The organism is Alloalcanivorax sp. C16-1, from assembly GCF_046507805.1.
Taxonomy (GTDB): Bacteria; Pseudomonadota; Gammaproteobacteria; order Pseudomonadales; family Alcanivoracaceae; genus Alloalcanivorax.
On sequence record NZ_JBKFTK010000002.1, the window covers coordinates 164,755 to 184,415 of the forward strand.

Annotated in this window: 18 protein-coding genes and 1 other RNA gene; 13 read left to right on the forward strand and 6 right to left on the reverse strand. The window is 68.1% G+C overall.

Translation table 11 applies throughout. The features are described 5' to 3' along the window. Positions 1 to 12 precede the first annotated feature (12 nt). Together ACLD0W_RS07950 and ACLD0W_RS07955 are read right to left on the reverse strand one after the other, a co-directional pair. The gene (locus ACLD0W_RS07950; protein ID WP_410306956.1) at positions 13 to 1,437 is read right to left on the reverse strand and encodes an aldehyde dehydrogenase family protein; all 1,425 of its coding nucleotides are present in this window, start codon (positions 1,435 to 1,437) and stop codon (positions 13 to 15) included. 1 nt (position 1,438) lies between these two features. Continuing rightward, positions 1,439 to 3,058: a GMC family oxidoreductase gene (locus ACLD0W_RS07955; protein ID WP_410306957.1), complete on the reverse strand. Its 1,620-nt coding sequence runs from the start codon at positions 3,056 to 3,058 to the stop codon at positions 1,439 to 1,441. A gap of 121 nt (positions 3,059 to 3,179) precedes the next feature. On the opposite strand from ACLD0W_RS07955, the gene ACLD0W_RS07960 reads away from it, so the two are divergent. Then, on the forward strand, positions 3,180 to 3,920 hold the full coding sequence (locus tag ACLD0W_RS07960) for a GntR family transcriptional regulator (protein ID WP_410306958.1): 741 nt from the start codon (positions 3,180 to 3,182) through the stop codon (positions 3,918 to 3,920). Then, positions 3,917 to 5,044, forward strand: coding sequence for a mandelate racemase/muconate lactonizing enzyme family protein (locus tag ACLD0W_RS07965; RefSeq protein WP_410306959.1), 1,128 nt, complete (start codon positions 3,917 to 3,919; stop codon positions 5,042 to 5,044). Before ACLD0W_RS07960 ends, ACLD0W_RS07965 begins: the two co-directional genes overlap by 4 nt. Positions 5,045 to 5,051: 7 nt before the next feature. Here ACLD0W_RS07965 and ACLD0W_RS07970 read toward each other — a convergent pair whose 3' ends face one another. From ACLD0W_RS07970 to ACLD0W_RS07985, 4 genes are read right to left on the reverse strand one after another with little or no spacing between them, the layout of a single operon-like run. Then, on the reverse strand, positions 5,052 to 5,621 hold the full coding sequence (locus ACLD0W_RS07970; RefSeq protein WP_410306960.1) for a BON domain-containing protein: 570 nt from the start codon (positions 5,619 to 5,621) through the stop codon (positions 5,052 to 5,054). Beyond that, complete coding sequence (locus tag ACLD0W_RS07975) at positions 5,621 to 6,208, reverse strand: phosphoheptose isomerase (RefSeq protein WP_204426892.1); 588 nt, start codon at positions 6,206 to 6,208, stop codon at positions 5,621 to 5,623. The genes ACLD0W_RS07970 and ACLD0W_RS07975 overlap by 1 nt, the downstream gene beginning before the upstream one ends. Beyond that, a complete protein-coding gene (locus ACLD0W_RS07980) occupies positions 6,209 to 6,595 on the reverse strand; it encodes a YraN family protein (protein WP_410306961.1) in 387 nt (128 codons plus the stop codon). Positions 6,596 to 6,632: 37 nt separating this feature from the next. After that, entirely contained in the window at positions 6,633 to 8,474 is a 1,842-nt protein-coding gene (locus ACLD0W_RS07985; RefSeq protein WP_410306962.1) for a penicillin-binding protein activator, read from the reverse strand. A 113-nt stretch (positions 8,475 to 8,587) separates the two neighbouring features. Here ACLD0W_RS07985 and rsmI point away from each other — a divergent pair, with 113 nt between their 5' ends. The 11 genes from rsmI (at position 8,588) to murD (ending at position 19,661) form a co-directional block, all read left to right on the forward strand. Next, positions 8,588 to 9,412, forward strand: coding sequence for a 16S rRNA (cytidine(1402)-2'-O)-methyltransferase (rsmI, locus tag ACLD0W_RS07990; protein WP_410306963.1), 825 nt, complete (start codon positions 8,588 to 8,590; stop codon positions 9,410 to 9,412). Positions 9,413 to 9,448: 36 nt separating this feature from the next. Beyond that, positions 9,449 to 9,809, forward strand: an RNA gene (gene rnpB, locus ACLD0W_RS07995) — RNase P RNA component class A. Positions 9,810 to 9,894: 85 nt separating this feature from the next. Further along, positions 9,895 to 10,698: an MBL fold metallo-hydrolase gene (locus ACLD0W_RS08000; RefSeq protein ID WP_410306964.1), complete on the forward strand. Its 804-nt coding sequence runs from the start codon at positions 9,895 to 9,897 to the stop codon at positions 10,696 to 10,698. Between the two features lie 323 nt (positions 10,699 to 11,021). Continuing rightward, on the forward strand, positions 11,022 to 11,465 hold the full coding sequence (gene mraZ / locus ACLD0W_RS08005) for a division/cell wall cluster transcriptional repressor MraZ (RefSeq protein ID WP_138774129.1): 444 nt from the start codon (positions 11,022 to 11,024) through the stop codon (positions 11,463 to 11,465). 19 nt (positions 11,466 to 11,484) lie between these two features. Continuing rightward, positions 11,485 to 12,423, forward strand: a complete 939-nt coding sequence (gene rsmH, locus ACLD0W_RS08010; RefSeq protein ID WP_410306965.1) for a 16S rRNA (cytosine(1402)-N(4))-methyltransferase RsmH — start codon at positions 11,485 to 11,487, stop codon at positions 12,421 to 12,423. Next, a complete protein-coding gene (ftsL, locus tag ACLD0W_RS08015; RefSeq protein WP_410306966.1) occupies positions 12,420 to 12,686 on the forward strand; it encodes a cell division protein FtsL in 267 nt (88 codons plus the stop codon). Before rsmH ends, ftsL begins: the two co-directional genes overlap by 4 nt. Beyond that, entirely contained in the window at positions 12,683 to 14,416 is a 1,734-nt protein-coding gene (locus tag ACLD0W_RS08020) for a peptidoglycan D,D-transpeptidase FtsI family protein (protein ID WP_410306967.1), read from the forward strand. Before ftsL ends, ACLD0W_RS08020 begins: the two co-directional genes overlap by 4 nt. After that, a complete protein-coding gene (locus ACLD0W_RS08025; RefSeq protein WP_410306968.1) occupies positions 14,413 to 15,891 on the forward strand; it encodes a UDP-N-acetylmuramoyl-L-alanyl-D-glutamate--2,6-diaminopimelate ligase in 1,479 nt (492 codons plus the stop codon). The genes ACLD0W_RS08020 and ACLD0W_RS08025 overlap by 4 nt, the downstream gene beginning before the upstream one ends. Next, positions 15,888 to 17,234: a UDP-N-acetylmuramoyl-tripeptide--D-alanyl-D-alanine ligase gene (murF, locus tag ACLD0W_RS08030; RefSeq protein WP_410306969.1), complete on the forward strand. Its 1,347-nt coding sequence runs from the start codon at positions 15,888 to 15,890 to the stop codon at positions 17,232 to 17,234. Before ACLD0W_RS08025 ends, murF begins: the two co-directional genes overlap by 4 nt. Continuing rightward, the gene (mraY, locus tag ACLD0W_RS08035; RefSeq protein WP_410306970.1) at positions 17,234 to 18,316 is read left to right on the forward strand and encodes a phospho-N-acetylmuramoyl-pentapeptide-transferase; all 1,083 of its coding nucleotides are present in this window, start codon (positions 17,234 to 17,236) and stop codon (positions 18,314 to 18,316) included. Before murF ends, mraY begins: the two co-directional genes overlap by 1 nt. A 19-nt stretch (positions 18,317 to 18,335) precedes the next feature. Then, positions 18,336 to 19,661, forward strand: a complete 1,326-nt coding sequence (gene murD, locus ACLD0W_RS08040; RefSeq protein ID WP_410306971.1) for a UDP-N-acetylmuramoyl-L-alanine--D-glutamate ligase — start codon at positions 18,336 to 18,338, stop codon at positions 19,659 to 19,661.

Consider the following 19,661-nt stretch of genomic DNA (forward strand, 5'->3'; position numbering starts at 1 on the left):
CCTGTCGTTTTTTTACCAGGCCAGATAGGCGGCCTGCTCGATGGTATAGAAAGCGGACGCGGAGGCGCCCACGGAGTACGCGCCCAGCCCGGAGTGCTTCATGCCGCCGAACGGCATGTTCACGTCCGGCACCGTGCCGTTGTTCACGTGCAGCATTCCGTTGCGGCTCTCGTCCAGGAAGCGCTGGATCAGCGCGTGAGAATCCGAGAACAGGCTGGAGGTGAGCCCGTATTCGGTGTCGTTGAGAATCGTCAGCGCCTGGTCGGCGTCCTGGTAGGGCAGCACCGAGAGCACCGGGCCGAAGATTTCCTGACGGCTGGCGGTGTCGGACACGCCGGCGTGATCCAGCAGGGTGGGCGCGAAGAAATAGCCGCCCTCGCAGCCGGGGACATCCACCGCCTCGCCGCCGATGACCAGGCGGGCGCCTTCGTCCACCGCCCGGGCGGTGAGCGTTTTGACGCTGTCGAAATGAGCGCCGTTGCACAGCGGGCCCAGGGTGGTGCCCTCGTCCAGGCCATCGCCCAGCCGCAATGCCCGGGCCCGGTCGGTGAGTCCCCGCACCACGGCTTGATGCAGGTCGCGATGCACGATCACCCGGCTGAGGCTGGTGCAGCGCTGGCCACCGGTCTGGAAGGCGGCGCCGAACACCTGATCCAGGCAGCCGTCCAGGTCGGCGCTGTCGTTGATGATCACGCCGTTCTTGCCGCCCAGTTCCAGTTGCGCGGGCACCAGACCCTCGGCGGCGGCCAGGCCAACCTTGCGGCCCACCGCCACTGACCCGGTGAAGCTGACCCCGTCGAAGCGACCGGCGGCGGTAAGCTGGCTGGCGAAGGTGCCGCCGCAGGGCAGCACCTGTACCAGACCGGCGGGGAAGTGGCGCTCGGCGATGTCCGCCAGCAGGAAGGCCGCAGCCGGGGTTAACTGGGACGGTTTGATCACCAGCGCGTTGCCGAAGGCGATGGCCGGGCACAGTTTGCGCAGCGGCGTCATCGCCGGGAAATTCCACGGGCAGATGGCCAGCAGGGTGCCGCGCGGCCGGCGCAGGATCAGGTTGCGCACGCGCGGGCGGGCGGCGGCGGTGGTCTGCAGTTGCTGACGGGCGGCCTCGCCGGCCATGAAGCGGCCTTCGGCGCAGCCCTTGAGGATCTCGTTGCGCGCTTCGTTAAGCGGCTTGCCTTGTTCCAGGGTGATCGCTTCGGCGATGCGGTCCACGTTCGCCACCACCTCGTCGAGGAAGGCCAGCAGCCGGTCGCCGCGCGCCACCGGGGGCACCCCGGCCCATTCGGCCTGGGCCCGGGCGGCCTGGTCGAGCACCCGGTCCACGGCGTCCGGGGCGGTCACTTCCGCGTAGCCGCCCACCACCTGGTCCGGGTGCGCCGGATTGACGGTGTGGAAGGGCGTGCCGCCGCCGAGATGATGTTGGTAATCGAATTTCATGTCAGGACTCCGGGTTGGCGTCTTCAAGAATCAGGGCCGCGCCTTTCTCGCCGATCATCAGCGAGGGCGCATTGGTGTTGGCGGAGGTCACCTGGGGCATCACCGAGGCGTCCACCACGCGCAGGCCGTGCACGCCGCGCACGCGTAGACGGGGGTCGACCACGGCGCCGTCGTCGCTGCCCATGCGGCAGGTGCCCACGCAATGGAACACGGTGCCGCCGCGCTGGCGGGCGGACTCCCACAGGGCCTCGTCGCCGTCCACCTGTTCGCCGGGCTCCATTTCCACGTCCCAGAGATCCCGGAACGCGGGCTGGCGGGCGATGTCGCGAAGGATTTTCATGCCCTCCACGATCACCTTGCGGTCATGGGGGTCGGAGAAATAGCGGGGCTCGATGATCGGCGCCGCCGCCGGGTCGGCGGAGGCGATCCGCACCTGGCCCCGGGACCGGGGGTGGCACTGCCACACCGAGGCGGTGAAGCCGGGGTAGCGATGCAACGGCGTGCCCGGCTTGTCCACGGACAGCGGCATCACGTTGAACTGCACGTCCGGCCGGTCGCCGTCCGCGTAGCGGGTGCGGGCGCTGCCGCCCACCTGGCCGGCGCCCACGGTCAGCGAACCGGAGGCGCGCAGCAGCCATTCCAGGCCCATGCCCGCCAGCTTGAAGGGGTTGCGCACATCGGTGTTCAGGGACAGCTTGCGCTTCAACCGGTAGATGGCGCGCACCTGATAGTGATCCTGCAGGTTGGCGCCCACCTCCGGCGCATCGTGCACCGGCTCGATGCCGTGCCGGCGCAGCAGCTCGGCGGGGCCCACGCCGGACAGCTGCAGCAGCTGCGGTGTCTGGATGGCGCCGGCGCACAGCACCACCTCGCGGCGGGCGTCGGCTCGATGCACCTGGCCCTGGTGGCGCCATTCCACGCCCACCGCCCGGTTGCCGTCGAACACCACCCGGTTGGCCGGGGCCTCGGTGACGATGGTCAGGTTGGGGCGGTCCTTGATCGGGGTCAGAAACGCCTTGGCGGAGCTGCAACGCCAGCGGCCCTTGAGGCTCAGCTGATAGGGGCCGACGCCCCGGGTGTCGCTGCTGTTCATGTCCGGGTTGAAGGGCAGGCCGTATTCCCCGGCGGCGCGCAGCCAGGCCTGGCAGGCCGGGTTGTTGGTGCGCATGTCCGAGACTTCCAGTTCGCCCCGGTCGCCGCGACTGCGGTCGCCCCGGTCGGTGCCGGTGTAGCGCTCCAGACGGCGGAAGTAGGGCAGCACCTCGTCGTAGGACCAGCCGCTGGCGCCCTGTTCGGCCCAGCTGTCGTAATCCTCGCGCTGGCCGCGAATGAAGATCAGCCCGTTGATGGAGCTGGAGCCGCCGATCACCTTGCCCCGGGGCCAGACGATGTTGCGTCCGCCGCTGCCCTCGGAGGGTTCGGTGTCGAACAGGCGGGCCACCCGGGTATCGTAAATCGAGCGGTAGTAGCCCACCGGAAAGTGCAGCCAGAAATTGCGGTCCCAGCCGCCCGCCTCCAGCAACAGCACCCGGTTGTCGCGGTTCGCGGACAGCCGGTTCGCGACGATGCAGCCGGCCGAGCCGGCGCCCACCACGATGTAGTCGTATTGTTTGTCGGACACCGTGTACTCCTTGCGGTGAGAAGTCATGAAGTCCTAATGTTAGGACATCAGTTGATGCGAACGTTTCCACATGCTAGGTTTCCTGTCAAGCGTTTGCCGGGAAGTAAAGGGAAGGGAATGGATGGCTGATCACAACGATGACCGCGGGCTGCTGAGCGCCAGCCCGATCCCCCTGTACGTGCAGGTGGCGGACATTATCCGTTACCGGATCGGTCGCGGCGTGTGGGCGGAGGGCAGCCTGCTGCCGCCCATCGAGGTGCTGATGAAGGAGTTCGCGGTGTCCCGGGTGACGGTGCGCCAGGCCCTGCAATTACTGGCCCGCTCCGGTCTGATCCAGGTGCAGCGCGGGGTCGGCACCCTGGTGCTGCAGGCCGGCACCGGCCCGCATCCGGTGAAGGTGGAAACCACCCTGCAGGCGCTGGTGGAGGCCTATCGTGGCGACACGCCGGTGGTCACCAATATTTCCGATTCCAGCACCCCGCCCAGCCTCACCGACGCCGACGGCACCCCGGCGGCCCACTACCACCACCTGCGCCGGGTGCACGCCCGCCAGGGGGTGAAGTACTGCGTGATCTCCATCTACCTGGAAAAGAGCGTGTTCAAGAAAGCGGAGAAACGCTTTCGCAACGAGATCATCCTGCCGGTGCTGATGTCCCTGGACCTGACCGTGGCCCAGGCCAAGCAGAGCATCACCATCGCCAAGGCGGACCTGGAAGTGGCGCGGCTGCTGGACATGCCCCTGGGGGACCCGATCGCCAATGTGCGGCGGGTGCTGGTGGACGCCGACAACACCATCATTTACGTCGCCGAGGCCACCTACCGCGGCGACTACATTCATCTGGAAATGGACCTGAAAGCATGAACCACCCGGTGGCCGTCCGCGCCCTCGACACCTTCGTCTACCGCTGCCCCCTGGACACCCCGGTGCAGACCTCCTTCGGCACCATGCTGGACCGGCCCATGGTAGTGGTGCGGGTCACCGACCAGGATGGCCACCAGGGCTGGGGCGAAATCTGGTGCAACTTCCCGATGGTGGGAGCGGAACACCGGGCCCGGCTGGTGGACAGTGTGTTCCGCGCGCAGCTGGTGGATCGGGAGTTCGAGTCGCCGGCGGCGGCGTACCTGGCCCTGGAGGCGGGCACCCGGGTGCTGGCGCTGCAGAGCGCCGAGCCCGGGCCGTTCGCCCAGTGTCTGTCCGGCATTGACCTGGCGCTGTGGGACCTGTGCGCGCGCCGCGCCGGCCAGCCGCTGTGGCGCTATCTGGGCGGCGACACGGACCGTATCCCGGTGTACGCCAGCGGCCTCAACCCCACCGCCCCGGAGCGGCTGGCGGCGGCGCGGGCGGCCGAGGGCTACACCCGTTTCAAGCTGAAGATCGGCTTCGGCGCGGAGCGCGATCTGGCCAATCTGGCGGCGCTGCGCGACACCCTGGGCGAGCAGGCCTCATTGATGGTGGACGTGAACCAGGGCTGGACCCTGGAACAGGCCCGGGAGCAACTGCCGGCGCTGAACCGGCTGGGTCTGGGGTGGATCGAGGAGCCGCTGCTGTGCACCGCGCCCTGGTCGGACTGGCAGGCGCTGGCGGCGCTCACCGACATTCCGGTGTCCGCCGGCGAGAACCTGATGGGCGAGGACCGCTTCCGCGAGGCCATCGACAGCGGCGCGTTGTCGATTCTGCAACCGGACGTGGCCAAGTGGGGCGGCCTGAGCCGCGGCCTGCCGCTGGCGAAGGCCATCAATGACGCCGGGCTGCGGTATTTTCCGCATTATCTGGGCGGCGGCATCGGCCTGCTGGCCTCCGGCCATTTGCTGGCGGCGGTGGGCGGTGACGGGGCGCTGGAAGTGGATGCCAACCCCAATCCGCTGCGCACCGAGCTGGCCGGCGCGCTCAATCGGGTGGAACAGGGCATGGCCGCCCTGGGGGACGCACCCGGTATCGGCCCGCTGGACGGCCTGGCCGCCCTGGAGCCTTACCGGGTGGTGTGAACCGCGATCAGTCCACGTATTCGATGATCTTGACGATCTTCTGCACGCCGCCGACTTGCTGCACCTGGGCCACCACCGAATCCGCTTCGGCGCGGCTGAGCAGGCCCATCAGGTAGACCACGCCGTTCACCGTCACCACCTTGGTGCGCCAGCCCGGGGTCTCGCTGTGGGTCAGCAGGCGGCTTTTCACTTTGGTGGTCAGCCAGGTGTCGTTGGTGCGCGCCAGGGTGCCGGTCTTGCCGGACACTTTCAGTTCGTTGTGCACATGGCGCACGTGGCGCACCTGGTCGGCGATGTTGCCGGCCTGCACGCGCAGGTCGTCGCTGGCCACTTCACCGGCCAGCAGCACATTGCCGTTGAAGCTCACCACCACGATGTGGCTCTCGTCCAGCTCGGCGCTGGTGCGGGCCAGATTGATCTTGATCTTGCGCTCGATGTTGCCGTCCTCGACGAAGGCGCCGAAGGTGCGCGAGCCGTGGTCGGCGTCCACCGGTTCCTGGGACATGTTCTTGGTCATGGCGGCGCAGCCGGACAGCAGCAGGGTGGCCAGCAGGGCCATCAGGCCGAGGTGACGCATTACGGGCCTCCAAACAATTGTTGGTCGATGAAATCGCAAAGCGCGTGGATCACCAGCAGGTGCACTTCCTGAATGCGGGCAGTGGACGTGGCCGGTACCCGCACTTCGATGTCGCCGGGGCCGTAAAGGTTCACCATCTCGCCGCCTTCCTTGCCGGTCATCGCGACCACCTTCATTTCCCGGTCGTGGGCGGCCTGGATCGCCTGGATCACATTGGCGGAGTTGCCGCTGGTGGAGATCGCCAGCAGCACGTCACCGGCGTTGCCCAGGGCACGCACCTGCTTGGAAAAGATTTCGTTGTAGCTGTAGTCATTGGCGATCGAGGTGAGCGTGGACGAATCGGTGGTCAGCGCCACCGCCGGCAGGGCCGGCCGCTCCATCTCGAACCGGTTGAGCAGCTCGGAGGAAAAGTGCTGGGCGTCGCCGGCGGAGCCGCCGTTGCCGCAGGTGAGAATCTTGCCGCCGTTGAGCAGGCACTCGACCATCACCTGGCCGGCGGCGGCGATTACCTCGGGCAGCACCTCGCCGGCCTTGGCCTTGGTTTCCAGGCTTTCGGCGAACAATTGTCTGATGCGCTCCACACTCATTTATCCGTCTCCGTAAAAAGCGTTCTGTATCCAATCATAGCGCACCGCGCCCTGTTCATCCGGTTCCAGGCCCACCACGTCGAAGCGGCAGGGTCGGCGGGCCTGAAACGGGTAGCGTCCGAGAAAATGACGCGCCGCGCGAACCAGACGGCGCTGCTTGCGGGTGTCCACGGAAGCCAGGGCGCCGCCGTAGCCGCGTCCGGCGCGCCAGCGCACCTCCACGAATACCAGGGTGTCGCCGTGCTCCATGATCAGATCCACTTCCCCCAGCCGGCAGCGGTAGTTGGCCGCCAGCGGTGTCAGCCCGCGCTCGCGCAGCCACTCGAGCACGCGGCGCTCGGCGCGCAGGCCCCGTTGCCTGCGCCAATCCCTGTTGTTGCCTTCCATGGCTTCTTTCCCCCCTGGAAAGAATGGTGATGTTCCCTCAATCGAAGCGGTTGTTCTCCAGCGAGGCGCCGCCGCCGAAGCGGGGCAGCGGTTGCGGCTGGCCACGGCGGAATTCCGCCCAGTCGGACTCGCGCACCAGCCGCGCCCCGTCCAGATGCAGAGTGCCGGTGACGCCGGGCAGGTCGCTGCCGGCCACCGTGCGCAGCAGGTAGAGCCGCGCCTGCAGCCGGTAGGCGTCCACGCCCATGGCGAACAGACGATTGTAACGACCGTGGCCCTCCGGCCAGGTTTCCCGGGCCAGTTGGTGCAGACGGGTATCCTGATAAAGAATCCACGGCATGTCCACGAAGCGCACGCCGTCCAGATCCTGATCCCGACGCGGCGCCGGGGTGCCGTCGTAGATGTAGGAGGTGGCGTACACCGGCAGATTGCGTGCGTAATGGAAATTGAGCAGCGGCTTGAGCTGGCGGCCCTGGTTGGGGTTGGCGACCATGAACAGGAAGCTCATGTTGTCACCGCGCCGGGGCTGATATTCCTGACGCCGGCCGGTGCTGCCGTCATAGCGGCGGGCGCTGTCCATCAGACTTTTCACGGTGTCGCCCAGCTCATCGTCGTGGAAGGCGCTTTCCACGGTGACCTGGCCGCCCCGGTCCTGCCAGGCGGAAATAAAGGCTTCGCCCACGCGGCGGCCCCATTCGCTGTCCGGATACAGCACGCCGGCCTGACGATGGCCTTCGCGCCAGGCCTGATCGGCGATTTGCCGGGCCTCGTCTTCCGGGGCCAGGCCGAACTGGAACAGCGGCGCCTGGCGGCTGTCCTGATCCAGATAATTGAGCGCCAGCACGGTCACCGGCGGGGTGCCCAGGGCGGCCAGGTCCGCCACCTTGTCCTTGGCCAGCGGGCCGATCACGAATTGGGCGCCGTCGTCCACGGCGCGCTGCAGCACGCTGCGCATGTCCGCGTCGCTGACATCGTAGAAGCGCAGGTCCGGGGTCGGGTTGCCCGCCTGCTCGGCACTGTAGAAGGCGGTCATCAGGCCGTCGCGGATGGCTTCGGCGGCCGGGGCCAGGGGGCCACTTTCCGGCAGCAGCACGGCCACCCGCTGGGGGCGCTCCCGGGCGGCCTGTTGCAGGGCGCCGACCATTTCCGGCAGCTGGCGGGCGGCCGGGTGGTTGGGCCAGGTCTCGCGCCATGCCTGCAGACGCTGCACCTGGGCATCGATGTTGGCCTGCGGGTCCCGGTACAGCAGCGCCAGCTCCATCCAGCCGCGCAGATCGTCGGTGGCCTGCCCGGAGCGGGTCTCCAGCTCTTCCATGGGCAGGCTCATCAGGGCTTCCCAGGTGAGCTTACGGTTGTAGCGCTGGTCGTCATTGTCGAGCAAGGCGTCCACCGCCACCCGCTGGCGCAGGCTGTCCAGCAGCCGGCCGTCCAGGGCCAGGGCGTCGGCGCGCAGCAGTTTCATACGCGCCTGGCGGCCGGCGTCGAACCCGTTGAGGGTGGCCTGGCGCTGGTCGAGCAGGTCCAGCGCCCGCTGCGGTTGCTGTTCGGCGAGCAGCGCCTGGGTGCGCAGCCGCAGCCAGTGATAGCGCTGGTCCTGGGTCTGGGCGTTGCCGTCGTCCACCTGGTCGAGCAACTCGCCGGCGTCGGCGGCGCGGTCGTTGATCAGGTAATAGCGGGCCCAGGCCAGGGCGGTGTCGGTGCGCACCGGCTCGGCCAGCTGCGCCAGCCGCTGGTTGGCGTCGGCGATCTGTTGCGGGGCCTCGCGGGCGGGGGCGGCCCGGTCCCGGTCGGACGTGGTGCCCTGGGGGGCGGGTAACTGACAGCCGGTGATGAACACAATCAGTGCCATCGTGGCCAGACGAGCCGGTCGAAAATCCATGGCGGTGGGGCAACCCTTTGCGACTACGGGAACGGTGCCGGTATTGTAGGCGGTTTGCGGCGCGTGAATCACCCTGACGGCCGCCAACTTTTACACAACTTCTGGAACTCTTCATGAGCGGCACCCTGTATGTGGTCAGTACCCCCATCGGTCACCTCGACGACATCACCCGCCGGGCGCTGGCGGTGCTGGGCGAGGTGGACTGGATCGCCGCCGAGGACACCCGCCACAGCCAGGCGCTGATGAACCATATCGGCGTCGGCACCCGGCTGATCAGTTACCACGACCACAATGAGGCGCAGCGTACGCCGGAACTGGTCAAGCGTCTGGCGGAGGGCGACCAGGGCGCCCTGATCAGCGACGCCGGCACGCCGCTGGTCAGCGATCCCGGTTATCGGCTGGTGCGCGCCTGCCAGGACGCCGGCGTGACGGTGGTGCCGGTGCCCGGCGCCTCGGCGCTGCTGGCGGCGCTGGCGGTGTCCGGCCAGCCCAGTGACCGGTTTCTGTTCGAGGGGTTCCTGCCCGCCAAGGGGGCCGCCCGGGAGCGGGCTCTGGAGCGCCTGGCCGGCAGCGACGTCACCACCCTCATCTATGAGGCGCCGCACCGGGTGCTGTCGTTGCTGGAGGCGCTGGCGCCCAAGGTGGCTCCGGACCGGGAACTGACCGTCTGCCGGGAACTGACCAAACGCTTCGAAACCGTGCGCCGGGGCCCGGTGGCGGAGATTCTTGAATGGGTGAGCGGCGACAAGGACCAGCGGCGCGGCGAACTGGTGCTGGTGCTGGGGCCGGCGGCGCGGGGCGATGAGCTGGGTGAGCGCGACCGGGCCCTGGCCCGGGCGTTGCTGGAGGAGCTGCCGCTGTCCCGGGCGGCGCGCATTCTCGCCGCCCACACCGGCCTCAAGCGGCAGCAACTCTATGCCTACCTGGAAAACCTGTAGGAGCGACCGGGGGCATTGTCGTGCTATGCTCCGCGCCGGACCGGTCAGGCAGCCGCTGGTGGCTTCGCGCCACTGGAGGAAAGTCCGGGCTCCATAGGGCAGGGTGCCAGGTAACGCCTGGGGGCCGCGCTGGCGACGGCGCGGTCACGGCAAGTGCCGCAGAAAACAAACCGCCACTTTCCTCGGAAAGCGGTAAGGGTGAAAAGGTGCGGTAAGAGCGCACCGCGCCGCTGGCAACAGCGGTGGCAGGGTAAACCCCACCCGGAGCAAGACCAAATAGGGATCCCATGGCGTGGCCCGCGCTGGATCCGGGTAGGTCGCTAGAGGCCCGCGGCGACGCGGGTCCCAGATGAATGGCTGCCCACGACAGAACCCGGCTTATCGACCGGTCCACCCAAACATCGAACCTTGACCCCGATCAGTCCGCCGGCCGCCGCCGGCGGCTATCCTCCGCGCCAGACCTACGGGGGGATCGGGGACTCATGGCCAAAGCGGATATTCTGTTCGAGAACGAGGACCACCGGGTGGTGCGCTACGCGGACCTGGTGAAAGGCGAAGGCATTCAGGCCAACCAGTTCGCCATCCGCCACGGCCGTCACGGCGCCCTGATCGATCCCGGCGGCGATCTCACCTTCACGCCGCTGACCATCGAACTGAGTCGTCACCTGGACCTCAAGTCCCTGGACTATATTCTCGCCTCCCACCAGGACCCGGACATCATCGCCTCGCTGCCCCGCTGGATGCTGCATTCCGACTGCAAGGTGGCGGTGTCGAAGCTGTGGTCCCGGTTCCTGCCTCATCTGGCCTCCACCTTTGTCACCAGTCGGGTGGGGGAGCAATGGCAGGCGCGCATTCTGGCGCTGCCCGACGAGGGCGCCCGGCTGCCGTTCGGTGATACCGAACTGTGGGCGCTGCCGGCCCACTTTCTGCATTCCGTGGGCAACTTCAGCTTCTTTGATCCGATCAGCCGTATTCTGTTTTCCGGTGACATCGGCGCGTCCCTGGATGGCGAGGAGGGCGCGGTGGGCCGCTTCGAGGACCACGTCCCCGCCATGGCCGGCTTCCATCGGCGTTATATGGCCGGCAACCGGGCCTGCCGGTTGTGGGTGCGCATGATCCGCGAACTGGCCCCGGCGATGATCGTCCCCCAGCACGGCGGGTACTTCGACCAGCCGGGCACCGTGTCCCGCTTCCTGGACTGGCTGGAGCACCTGGAATGCGGCCCGGATTTGATGGAGCCCCGCCAGTACCGGCTTCCGCCGCGAGTCAGTACTTACCCGGAATAACTGCAAAAAGTTATTTCATTGAAATTTTATATAATAAAATAATCTAACACTTAAAGTGTTTTCTTGGAAACGCCACTCAGGCGTTTGATTCCGTTCAGAACTCCCCCGTCAACACCCTCTCCGCCCCCTCTGTGACGCAGCTAACAAACTGATTTTCAAAGATTTTCTTTTACATTCGCCGATCTCGACGAGCTTGACTTGCCGATTCCCGTGGACCTAGAGTGTCGCAATGTGGTGAAAAGTGGGATGAAGTGGAGAAAAACGCTCATCCGGTGGCATGAAGTGGGAAGGATCCGCACTCAACCCGAGAGAGGGGAAGGCCAGTGTTCAACGGGCGTACCGCGCTCAATCTGGATGCAAAAGGTCGGCTGACCGTGCCGACCCGATACCGTGAGTCGCTGAACAGCGCTTGCGGTGGCCGTGTCGTGCTTACCCAACACCCTTATGACGCCTGCCTGGTGATGTACCCCGCCCCGGAATGGCGGGACATCGCCCGTCAGGTGGCGAGCCAGAGCGATGCCCACGCCCAGGTGCGCGCCCTCAAGCGCCGTTTCCTGGGGCAGGCCGCGGAAATGGAAATGGACGGTAACGGCCGCTTGCTGGTACCGCCGGAACTGCGGGACGTGGTCGGTCTGGAGAAGCGCGCCATGCTGGTGGGCTTGATGCACCGTTTCGAAATCTGGGCCGAGGACACCTGGAACCAACTGGAACAACAGAGCCTGGATCAGGAGGCCATGCCCGAAAGCGTGCAGGCCCTGTCCTTCTAGGGTCGTTAGGGCGGCGGGTATGAGCAACGACAATAAGCAGTACGAGCACCAGCCGGTGATGCTGGAGGAGGTACTGGAAATGTGGGCCACCCGCGCGGACGGTTTTTACGTGGACGGCACCTTCGGGCGCGGCGGTCACAGCCGCGCGCTGCTGGCCCGTCTCGATGCCGCCGCCCGCCTGGTGGGGATCGACCGTGATCCGCAGGCGGTGGCCACCGGCGAACGGCTGGCCGCCGAGGACGGTCGTTTCCGCATTCATCGTGCCCGCTTCGATTGTCTGCCGGAGCTGGTGGCCGCCGAGGGCCGGCCCATTGATGGTCTGTTGCTGGATCTGGGCGTGTCGTCGCCGCAGTTGGACGACGCCTCACGCGGGTTCAGCTTCCTGCGCGACGGTCCCCTGGACATGCGCATGGACCCGGAGCACGGCGAGAGCGTGGCCGACTGGCTGGCCCGGGCCGACGAGAAGGCCATCGCCGACGTGCTGTACCAGTACGGCGAGGAGCGCAAGTCGCGCCGCATCGCCCGCCGCATCCGCGAGCGCCGCGAGCAGCAGCCGCTGCGCACCACCGGCGAGCTGGCGGCCCTGATCGAATCGGCCCTGGGACGCGGGGAGCCGGGCAAGCACCCGGCCACGCGCAGCTTCCAGGCCCTGCGTATTCATATAAACGGGGAACTGGACGCCTTACGCAACGTGCTGGACCAAGCCCTTGAGACGCTCGCCATCGGCGGGCGTCTCGCCATTATCAGCTTCCATTCCCTGGAAGACCGGCTGGTGAAACGGTTTATCCGCGATCACTCCGGCCTGGCCCCGAAGGGCCGGGGCGGCCTGCCGATGATGGACGAACCGCCCGAACGGCTGCGGCCGCTGGGCAAGGCGCTGCGCGCCGGCGAGGCGGAAGTGCGCGTCAATGCGCGCAGCCGCAGCGCCGTGTTGCGGGTGGCGGAGAAGGTGGCATGAGCGCCCGCTGGCTGGCGCCGTTGCTGCTGCTGCTGGTGGTGGCCTCGGCCCTGGGCGTGGCCTACAGCGTCCACGAGGCGCGCCGGCTCACCGACCGCACCCAGCAACTGCTCAGCGAGCAGGCGGAGCTGGAAACCCGTTGGGGCCAGTTGTTGCTGGAACACAGTACCTGGGGCAGTTACGCCCGGGTGGAGCGCCTGGCCCGTGAGGAGCTGGGCATGAAATTACCGGAAACCGACGAGCGAGTGTTGATACGGCCATGAAAGGGGCGCGCCGAACGTCACAAAAGGCCAAACGGCAAGCCAACCGGACGCTGCGCTGGCGCTTCGTGCTGGGCTTCTGGGCGCTGTGCGGCTCGGTGCTGGTGGCGCGGGCGGTGCAGCTGCAGGTGGTCGAGCACGATTTTCTCGCCCACCAGGGCGAGATCCGCAATCTGCGCGTGGAGCCGGTGGCCGCCCACCGTGGCGTGATTCGCGACCGCGAAGGCCGGCCGCTGGCCGTCAGCACCCCGGTGATCACCCTGTGGGCCAACCCCAGCGAGGCCCTGGAGCACCCCGAGAAGTGGGCGCTGCTGGGCAACAACCCGATCATCAGCCGGGCCGACTTCGCCAAGCGCATCGAGCGTCACAAGAACAAGGAATTCATCTACCTGGCTCGCGGCCTGGCGCCGGAGCAGGCCGCCACCATCCTCGACAAGGGCATTCCCGGCATCCACCGGCTCACCGAATACCGCCGTTACTATCCCGCCGGCGAGGTCACCAGCCATGTGGTGGGCTTCACCGACATCGACGAGCGCGGTCAGGAAGGCGTGGAACTGGCGTTCGAGGATCGCCTGTCCGGCAAGGCCGGGCGCAAGCAGGTGGTGCGCGATCTGCTGGGCCGCGTGATCCAGGACATCGAGGTGCTGGAACCGGCCGCCCCCGGCCAGGACGTGACCCTGAGCCTGGACCTGCGCCTGCAGTACCTGGCCTACAAGGAGCTGCTGGCCGCCACCCGCCGCTTCCAGGCCGCCGGCGGCTCCGCGGTGGTGCTGGATGTGAAGACCGGCGAGATTCTGGCGATGGTCAATCAGCCGGCCTACAACCCCAATAACCGGGGCAACCTGGACACCGCCAGCCTGCGCAATCGGGCGGTCACCGACCTGTTCGAACCCGGCTCCACCATGAAGCCGTTCACCGTGGCCGCCGCCCTGGAGCAGGGTCTGGTGACGCCGACCACGGTGATCAACACCCATCCCGGTTATCTGCGCGTGGGACCCAAGACCATCCGTGACCACCGCGATTACGGCGTCATCGATGTGACCACGGTGCTCACCAAGAGCTCCAACGTGGGCACCAGCAAGCTGGCGCTGTCCATGGAGCCGCAGGTGCTGCCCAGCTATCTGGAGCGGTTCGGTTTCGGCCAGCCCACCGGCATCGCCTTCCCCGGGGAAAGCGACGGCATGCTGCCGCTGCGCGCCCGCTGGCGTGACGTGGAGCGGGCGGCGCTGTCCTACGGCTACGGCGTCAGTGTGTCCGCCCTGCAGCTGGCCCAGGCCTACGCGATCATGGCCAACCACGGCCGCAAGGTGCCGCTGACCCTGGCCAAGGTCGACACGCCGCCCAAGGGCGAAGCGGTGATCGCGGCGGACACCGCCGATTCCCTGGTGCGCATGCTGGAAACCGTGGTCAGCCTGGAAGGCACCGCCAGCCGCGCGCGCATCCCCGGCTATCAGGTGGCGGGCAAGACCGGCACGGTGCACAAGATCACCCGCCACGGCTACGCCGACGACCGCTATATCGGCCTGTTCGCCGGCATCGCCCCGGCCTCCAACCCGCGCATCGCCGCCGTGGTGGTGATCGACGATCCGCGCGGCAAGGCCTACTACGGTGGCCTGGTGGCGGCGCCGGTGTTCTCCGCCATCGTCAGCGGTGTACTGCGTACCCTGCACGTGCCGCCGGACAAGACCGACGGCCTGATCGCCGGTGATCTGGACGGGGAGGGCCGCTCATGAGCACCCTGAGCCAGCTGCTGCCCGATTGCCCGCTGCCGGCGGCGCTGCGCGACCGGCCGGTGCCGGCGCTGCGCCTCGACAGCCGCGCGGTGCAGCGCGGCGACCTGTTTCTGGCGGTGCCCGGCCACCAGACCGACGGCCGTCGCTTTATCGACGCCGCCGTGCGTGCCGGCGCCGCCACCGTGCTGGAAGAGGGCGACACCTTCGCGGTGCGCGCCAGCGATCCGGTGGCGCACCTGGTGGTGCCGGACCTGCGCCGGCAGGTGGGCGTGCTGGCGGCCCGTTTCTACGACCAGCCGGGCCGGCGCCTCAAGGTGATCGGCGTCACCGGCACCAACGGCAAGACCAGCATCACCTGGTTCCTGCGCGACGCCCTGGACGCGCTGGGTTTCCACTGCGGCCTGATGGGCACCCTGGGCGTGGGCCTGAAGGGCCGCGAGCGCGGCACCGGCCACACCACGCCGGACCCCATCGGCCTGCAGCAGGGGCTGCGCGATCTGTACCAGGACGGCGCCGACGCGGTGGCCATGGAAGTGTCCTCCCACGCGCTGGATCAACACCGCCTGGGCGACACCCCGATCCGCGCCGCCGTGTTCAGCAACCTGAGCCGCGATCATCTCGATTATCACGGCGACATGGACAGCTACCTGCTGGCCAAGGTGGCTCTGTTTACCCGGCCGAACCTGAGCCAGGCGGTGATCAACGACGACGACCCGGCGTCCCAGACCCTGCTGACACGGCTCAACGACGGCGTGCGTTGCATCACCTTCGGTGCCCGACCTGGCGCCACCGTGCGCTGCGTGGCCTGCCAGCCGCACCCGCGGGGCATGGACCTGCGCTTCACCGTGGGCGGTGAGGCGGTGAACGTGTCCGTGCCCCTGTTCGGCGCCTTCAACCGCAGCAATCTGATGGCGGTGGCCGGCGTGCTGCACGGTTTCGGTGTCACGCCGGAGCGTCTGCAGAGCGCCCTGGCCGCGGTGACGCCGGTGCCCGGTCGCATGCAGCCGATCCTGGAACCGGGCAAACCCACCGTGATCGTCGATTACGCGCACACGCCGGATGGCCTGGAAAAAGCCCTGGCGGCGGTGCGCGAGCATTTCCAGGGCCGCCTGCATTGCGTGGTCGGCTGCGGCGGCGACCGGGACACCGGCAAGCGCCCGCTGATGGCCGCCGTGGCCGAGGCCGGCGCCGATCGGGTGATCCTGACCAGCGACAACCCGCGCAGCGAGGACCCGCAGGCGATTCTTGACGCCATGCTGGCCGGTGCCCGGGCCCCGGCGGCCATGGACACCCGCGTGGACCGCCGCGAGGCGGTGCGCCGCGCGGTGACCGGCGCCGAGGCCGGTGACGTGGTGCTGGTGGCCGGCAAGGGCCACGAGGACTACCAGGAAATTCAGGGCGAGCGCCTGCCGCTGGACGACCGGGAACTGGCCCGCGAAGCGCTGGCCCTGTGGGGCCGGGGAGGCGCGTCATGATGCGTCTGAGCGAGATTCGCGACTGGACCGGCGGCGAGCTGCGGGGTGACGACATGGAGATCAGCGCGGTGAGCACCGACAGCCGTGCCCTGATCGACGGCAGCCTGTTCGTGGCCCTGCGCGGCGACCGTTTCGACGGGCATGACTTCCTGGAGCAGGCCCGCGCCGCCGGCGCCCGCGCGGTGGTGGTGGAGCGCGATCAGGACCTGTTTGATCGCCAGGTGCGCGTCGCCGATGGCCGCCAGGCCCTGGGTCGGATCGCCGCCGGCCAGGCCGCGCGCTTCCCGATTCCGCGGGTGGCGGTGACCGGCAACGCCGGCAAGACCACGGTAAAGGAAATGATCGCCGTGCTGCTGGGCGAGGGCACCCTGGCCACCCGCGGCAACCTGAACAACGACATCGGCGTGCCGCTGACGCTGCTGCGCCTGGGCCCGGAACACCGCCGCGCGGTGATCGAGCTGGGCGCCAACGCTCCCGGCGAAATCGCCTGGACCGTGTCCCTGGTCAAGCCGCGGGTGGCGTTGATCACCAATGTGACCGGCGCGCACCTGGAAGGCTTCGGCAGCATGGACGGCATCGCCCGGGCCAAGGCCGAGATTTTCACCGGCTGCGCCGAGGGCGCCACCGCCATCGTCAACAACGACGACCACTATGCGGATTTCTTCGCCGAGCGCGCCACCGAACAGGGCCTGCGGGTGCGGCGCGTGGGCGTGCGCCACACCGACGGTTGCGATCTGTACGCCGAGTCGGTGCGGCTGGACGAGCAGGGCGCCGACTTCCTGCTGCAGCCCCTGGGGCTGAGTGTGCGGCTGCCGCTGGTGGGCGCCCATCAGGTTGGCAATGCCCTGCTGGCGCTGGCCGCGGTGCAGGCGCTGGGCGAGGACCTGGCGGTGGTGGCGCCGCGTCTGGAGCAGCTCAAGCCGGTGCCCGGGCGCATGAATGTGCTGAGCGTGCAAGGCGGCACCCTGGTGGACGATACCTACAACGCCAACCCGGGCTCGGTGCGCGCCGCCATCGCCTGGCTGGCGGACCGTCCGGCGCCGCGCGCCCTGGTGCTGGGGCCCATCGGCGAACTCGGCCCGGACACGGAAACACTGATCGGCGAATTGGGCGCGGACGCCCGGCGGGCCGGTCTCGACACACTGATCACGGTGCCCGGCGCCGAATCCGCCGCGCGCGGCTTCGGCGACGGCGCCCGGCCGGTGGACAACCACGACCAGGCCGCCGGCCTGGCGCGCGAAATTCTCGCCGCCGGCGGCACGGTACTGGTCAAGGGGTCGCGTTTCGCCCGCATGGAGCAGGTGGTGCAACGGCTCACCAATAATGAGGGGGGACAGCACTGATGCTGCTTTGGCTGGCGGAACAACTGAGCGGACTCTACAACGGCTTCACGGTGTTCCAGTACATTACGCTGCGCGCCATTCTGGCGGTGCTGACCGCGCTGTTCCTGGCGTTCTGGATCGGCCCGGTGATGATCCGCAAGCTGCAGGAAAAACAGGTCGGCCAGGCGATCCGCGACGACGGCCCGAAAAGCCATCTGAGCAAGGCCGGCACCCCGACCATGGGCGGCGGCCTGATTCTGGTGTCGATCGCCATCGCCACCCTGCTGTGGGCGGACCTGGGCAACCGCTTCGTGTGGATCACCCTGGCGGTGCTGACCGTGTTCGGCGCCGTGGGCTGGGTGGACGACTGGCGCAAGGTGGTGGAGAAGAACCCGCGCGGCCTGCCGGCCCGCTGGAAATACTTCTGGCAGTCGGTGGGCGCCCTGGGCGCCGGCCTGGCCCTGTATTTCACCGCCCAGAGCCCGGCGGAAACCCAACTGATCGTGCCGTTCTTCAAGACCGTGGCGCTCAACATGGGCCTGTTCTATGTGGTGCTCACCTATTTCGTGATCACCGGCGCGTCCAACGCGGTCAACCTCACCGACGGCCTGGACGGCCTGGCGATCATGCCCACCGTGCTGGTGGCGGCGGCGCTGGGCGTGTTCGCGTACGCCAGCGGCCACGCGGAATTCGCCACCTACCTGCAGATTCCCTACATCGCCGGGGCCGGCGAATTGGTGGTGATCGTCGCCGGCCTGTGCGGCGCCGGGCTGGGCTTTCTGTGGTTCAACGCCTACCCGGCGCAGGTGTTCATGGGCGACGTGGGTGCCTTGTCCCTGGGCGCGGTGCTGGGCGTGATGGCGGTGATCGTCCGTCAGGAAATCGTGCTGTTCATCATGGGCGGCGTGTTCGTGATGGAGACCGTGTCGGTGATGCTGCAGGTGGCCTCGTTCAAGCTCACCGGCCGGCGCATTTTCCGCATGGCGCCGATCCATCACCACTTTGAACTGAAAGGGTGGCCGGAGCCGAAGATCATCGTGCGGTTCTGGATCATCACCGTGATTCTCGTACTGGTGGGTCTCGCGACCCTGAAAATTCGCTAAAGGGCGGAATAAGAAATATATGCCGAAAGACGCGTTCGATCTGGTCATTGGTCTCGGGGTTACCGGGCACTCCGTGATCCGCTATCTGGCGGATCAGGGCATGCCCGCGCGCGCCCTGGACACCCGTGAGGCTCCGGCCGGGCTGGACCATCTGCGCGCCGAATACCCCAAGCTCAAGATCCATACCGGCGGCTTCAAGAGCGGCTGGATGAAGCGTGCCCGCCGGCTGATCGTCAGCCCCGGCGTGGCGGTGTCCACCCCGGCCATCGCCGAGCAGGCCGCCGAGGGCAAGGAAGTGATCGGCGACATCGAACTGTTCGCCCGCGCCGCCAGCCGCCCGCTGGTGGGCATCACCGGTTCCAACGCCAAGAGCACCGTGGTCACGCTGCTCGGCGAAGTGGCGAAAGCCTGCGACGCCAAGCCCGGCGTGGGTGGCAACCTGGGCGTGCCGGCCCTGGACCTGCTGCGCGAGGACGCGGCGCTGTACGTGCTGGAGCTGTCCAGCTTTCAGTTGGAAACCACCTACAGCCTGAACGCCCAGGTGGCCAGCATTCTCAACGTGTCCCAGGACCATCTGGACCGTTACGGCAAGTTCAGCGATTACGTGGCCGCCAAGCAGCGCATCTACGACGGCTGCCAGGTGGCGGTGTGGAACCGGGACGATCTGGCCACCCGACCGCAGAACCCGGCGCCCCGGGAAATCACCTTCGGCAGCCACCCGGAAGCGCACTATCGCCTGGACGCGGAGCGGCGGGTGCTGACCTGCCAGGGCGAGGAACTGCTGCGCCTGGACGAGCTGGCGCTCACCGGCCACCACAACGCCATGAACGTGCTGGCGGTGCTGGCTATGAGCGACGCCCTGGGCTTCGACCGGGCCACCGCCCTGGCCACCATCAAGGTATTCAAGGGCCTGCCGCACCGCTGCCAGCTGATCGCCGAGGCCGGTGAGGTGCGCTGGATCAACGACTCCAAGGCCACCAATGTGGGGGCCACCCTGGCGGCGCTCACCGGCATCGGCGAGGCCATCCCGGGTAAGGTGATCCTGATCGCCGGCGGTCAGGGCAAGGGCCAGGAATTCTCGCCCATGGGCGAGCCCGCCCGGCAATACCTGCGTGCGGCGCTGCTGCTGGGTCAGGACGCGGACAAGGTGGCCGACGGCCTGGCCGGCGTGCCCTGCGAACGGGTGGCGGACATGGCCGCCGCCGTGGCCCGGGCCCGGCAACTGGCACAGGCCGGCGACGCGGTGCTGCTGTCGCCGGCCTGTGCCTCCTTCGATATGTACAGCGGCTACACCGCCCGGGGCGACGACTTCACCGCCCGCGCGAAGGAGGTGACCGGTGGCTAA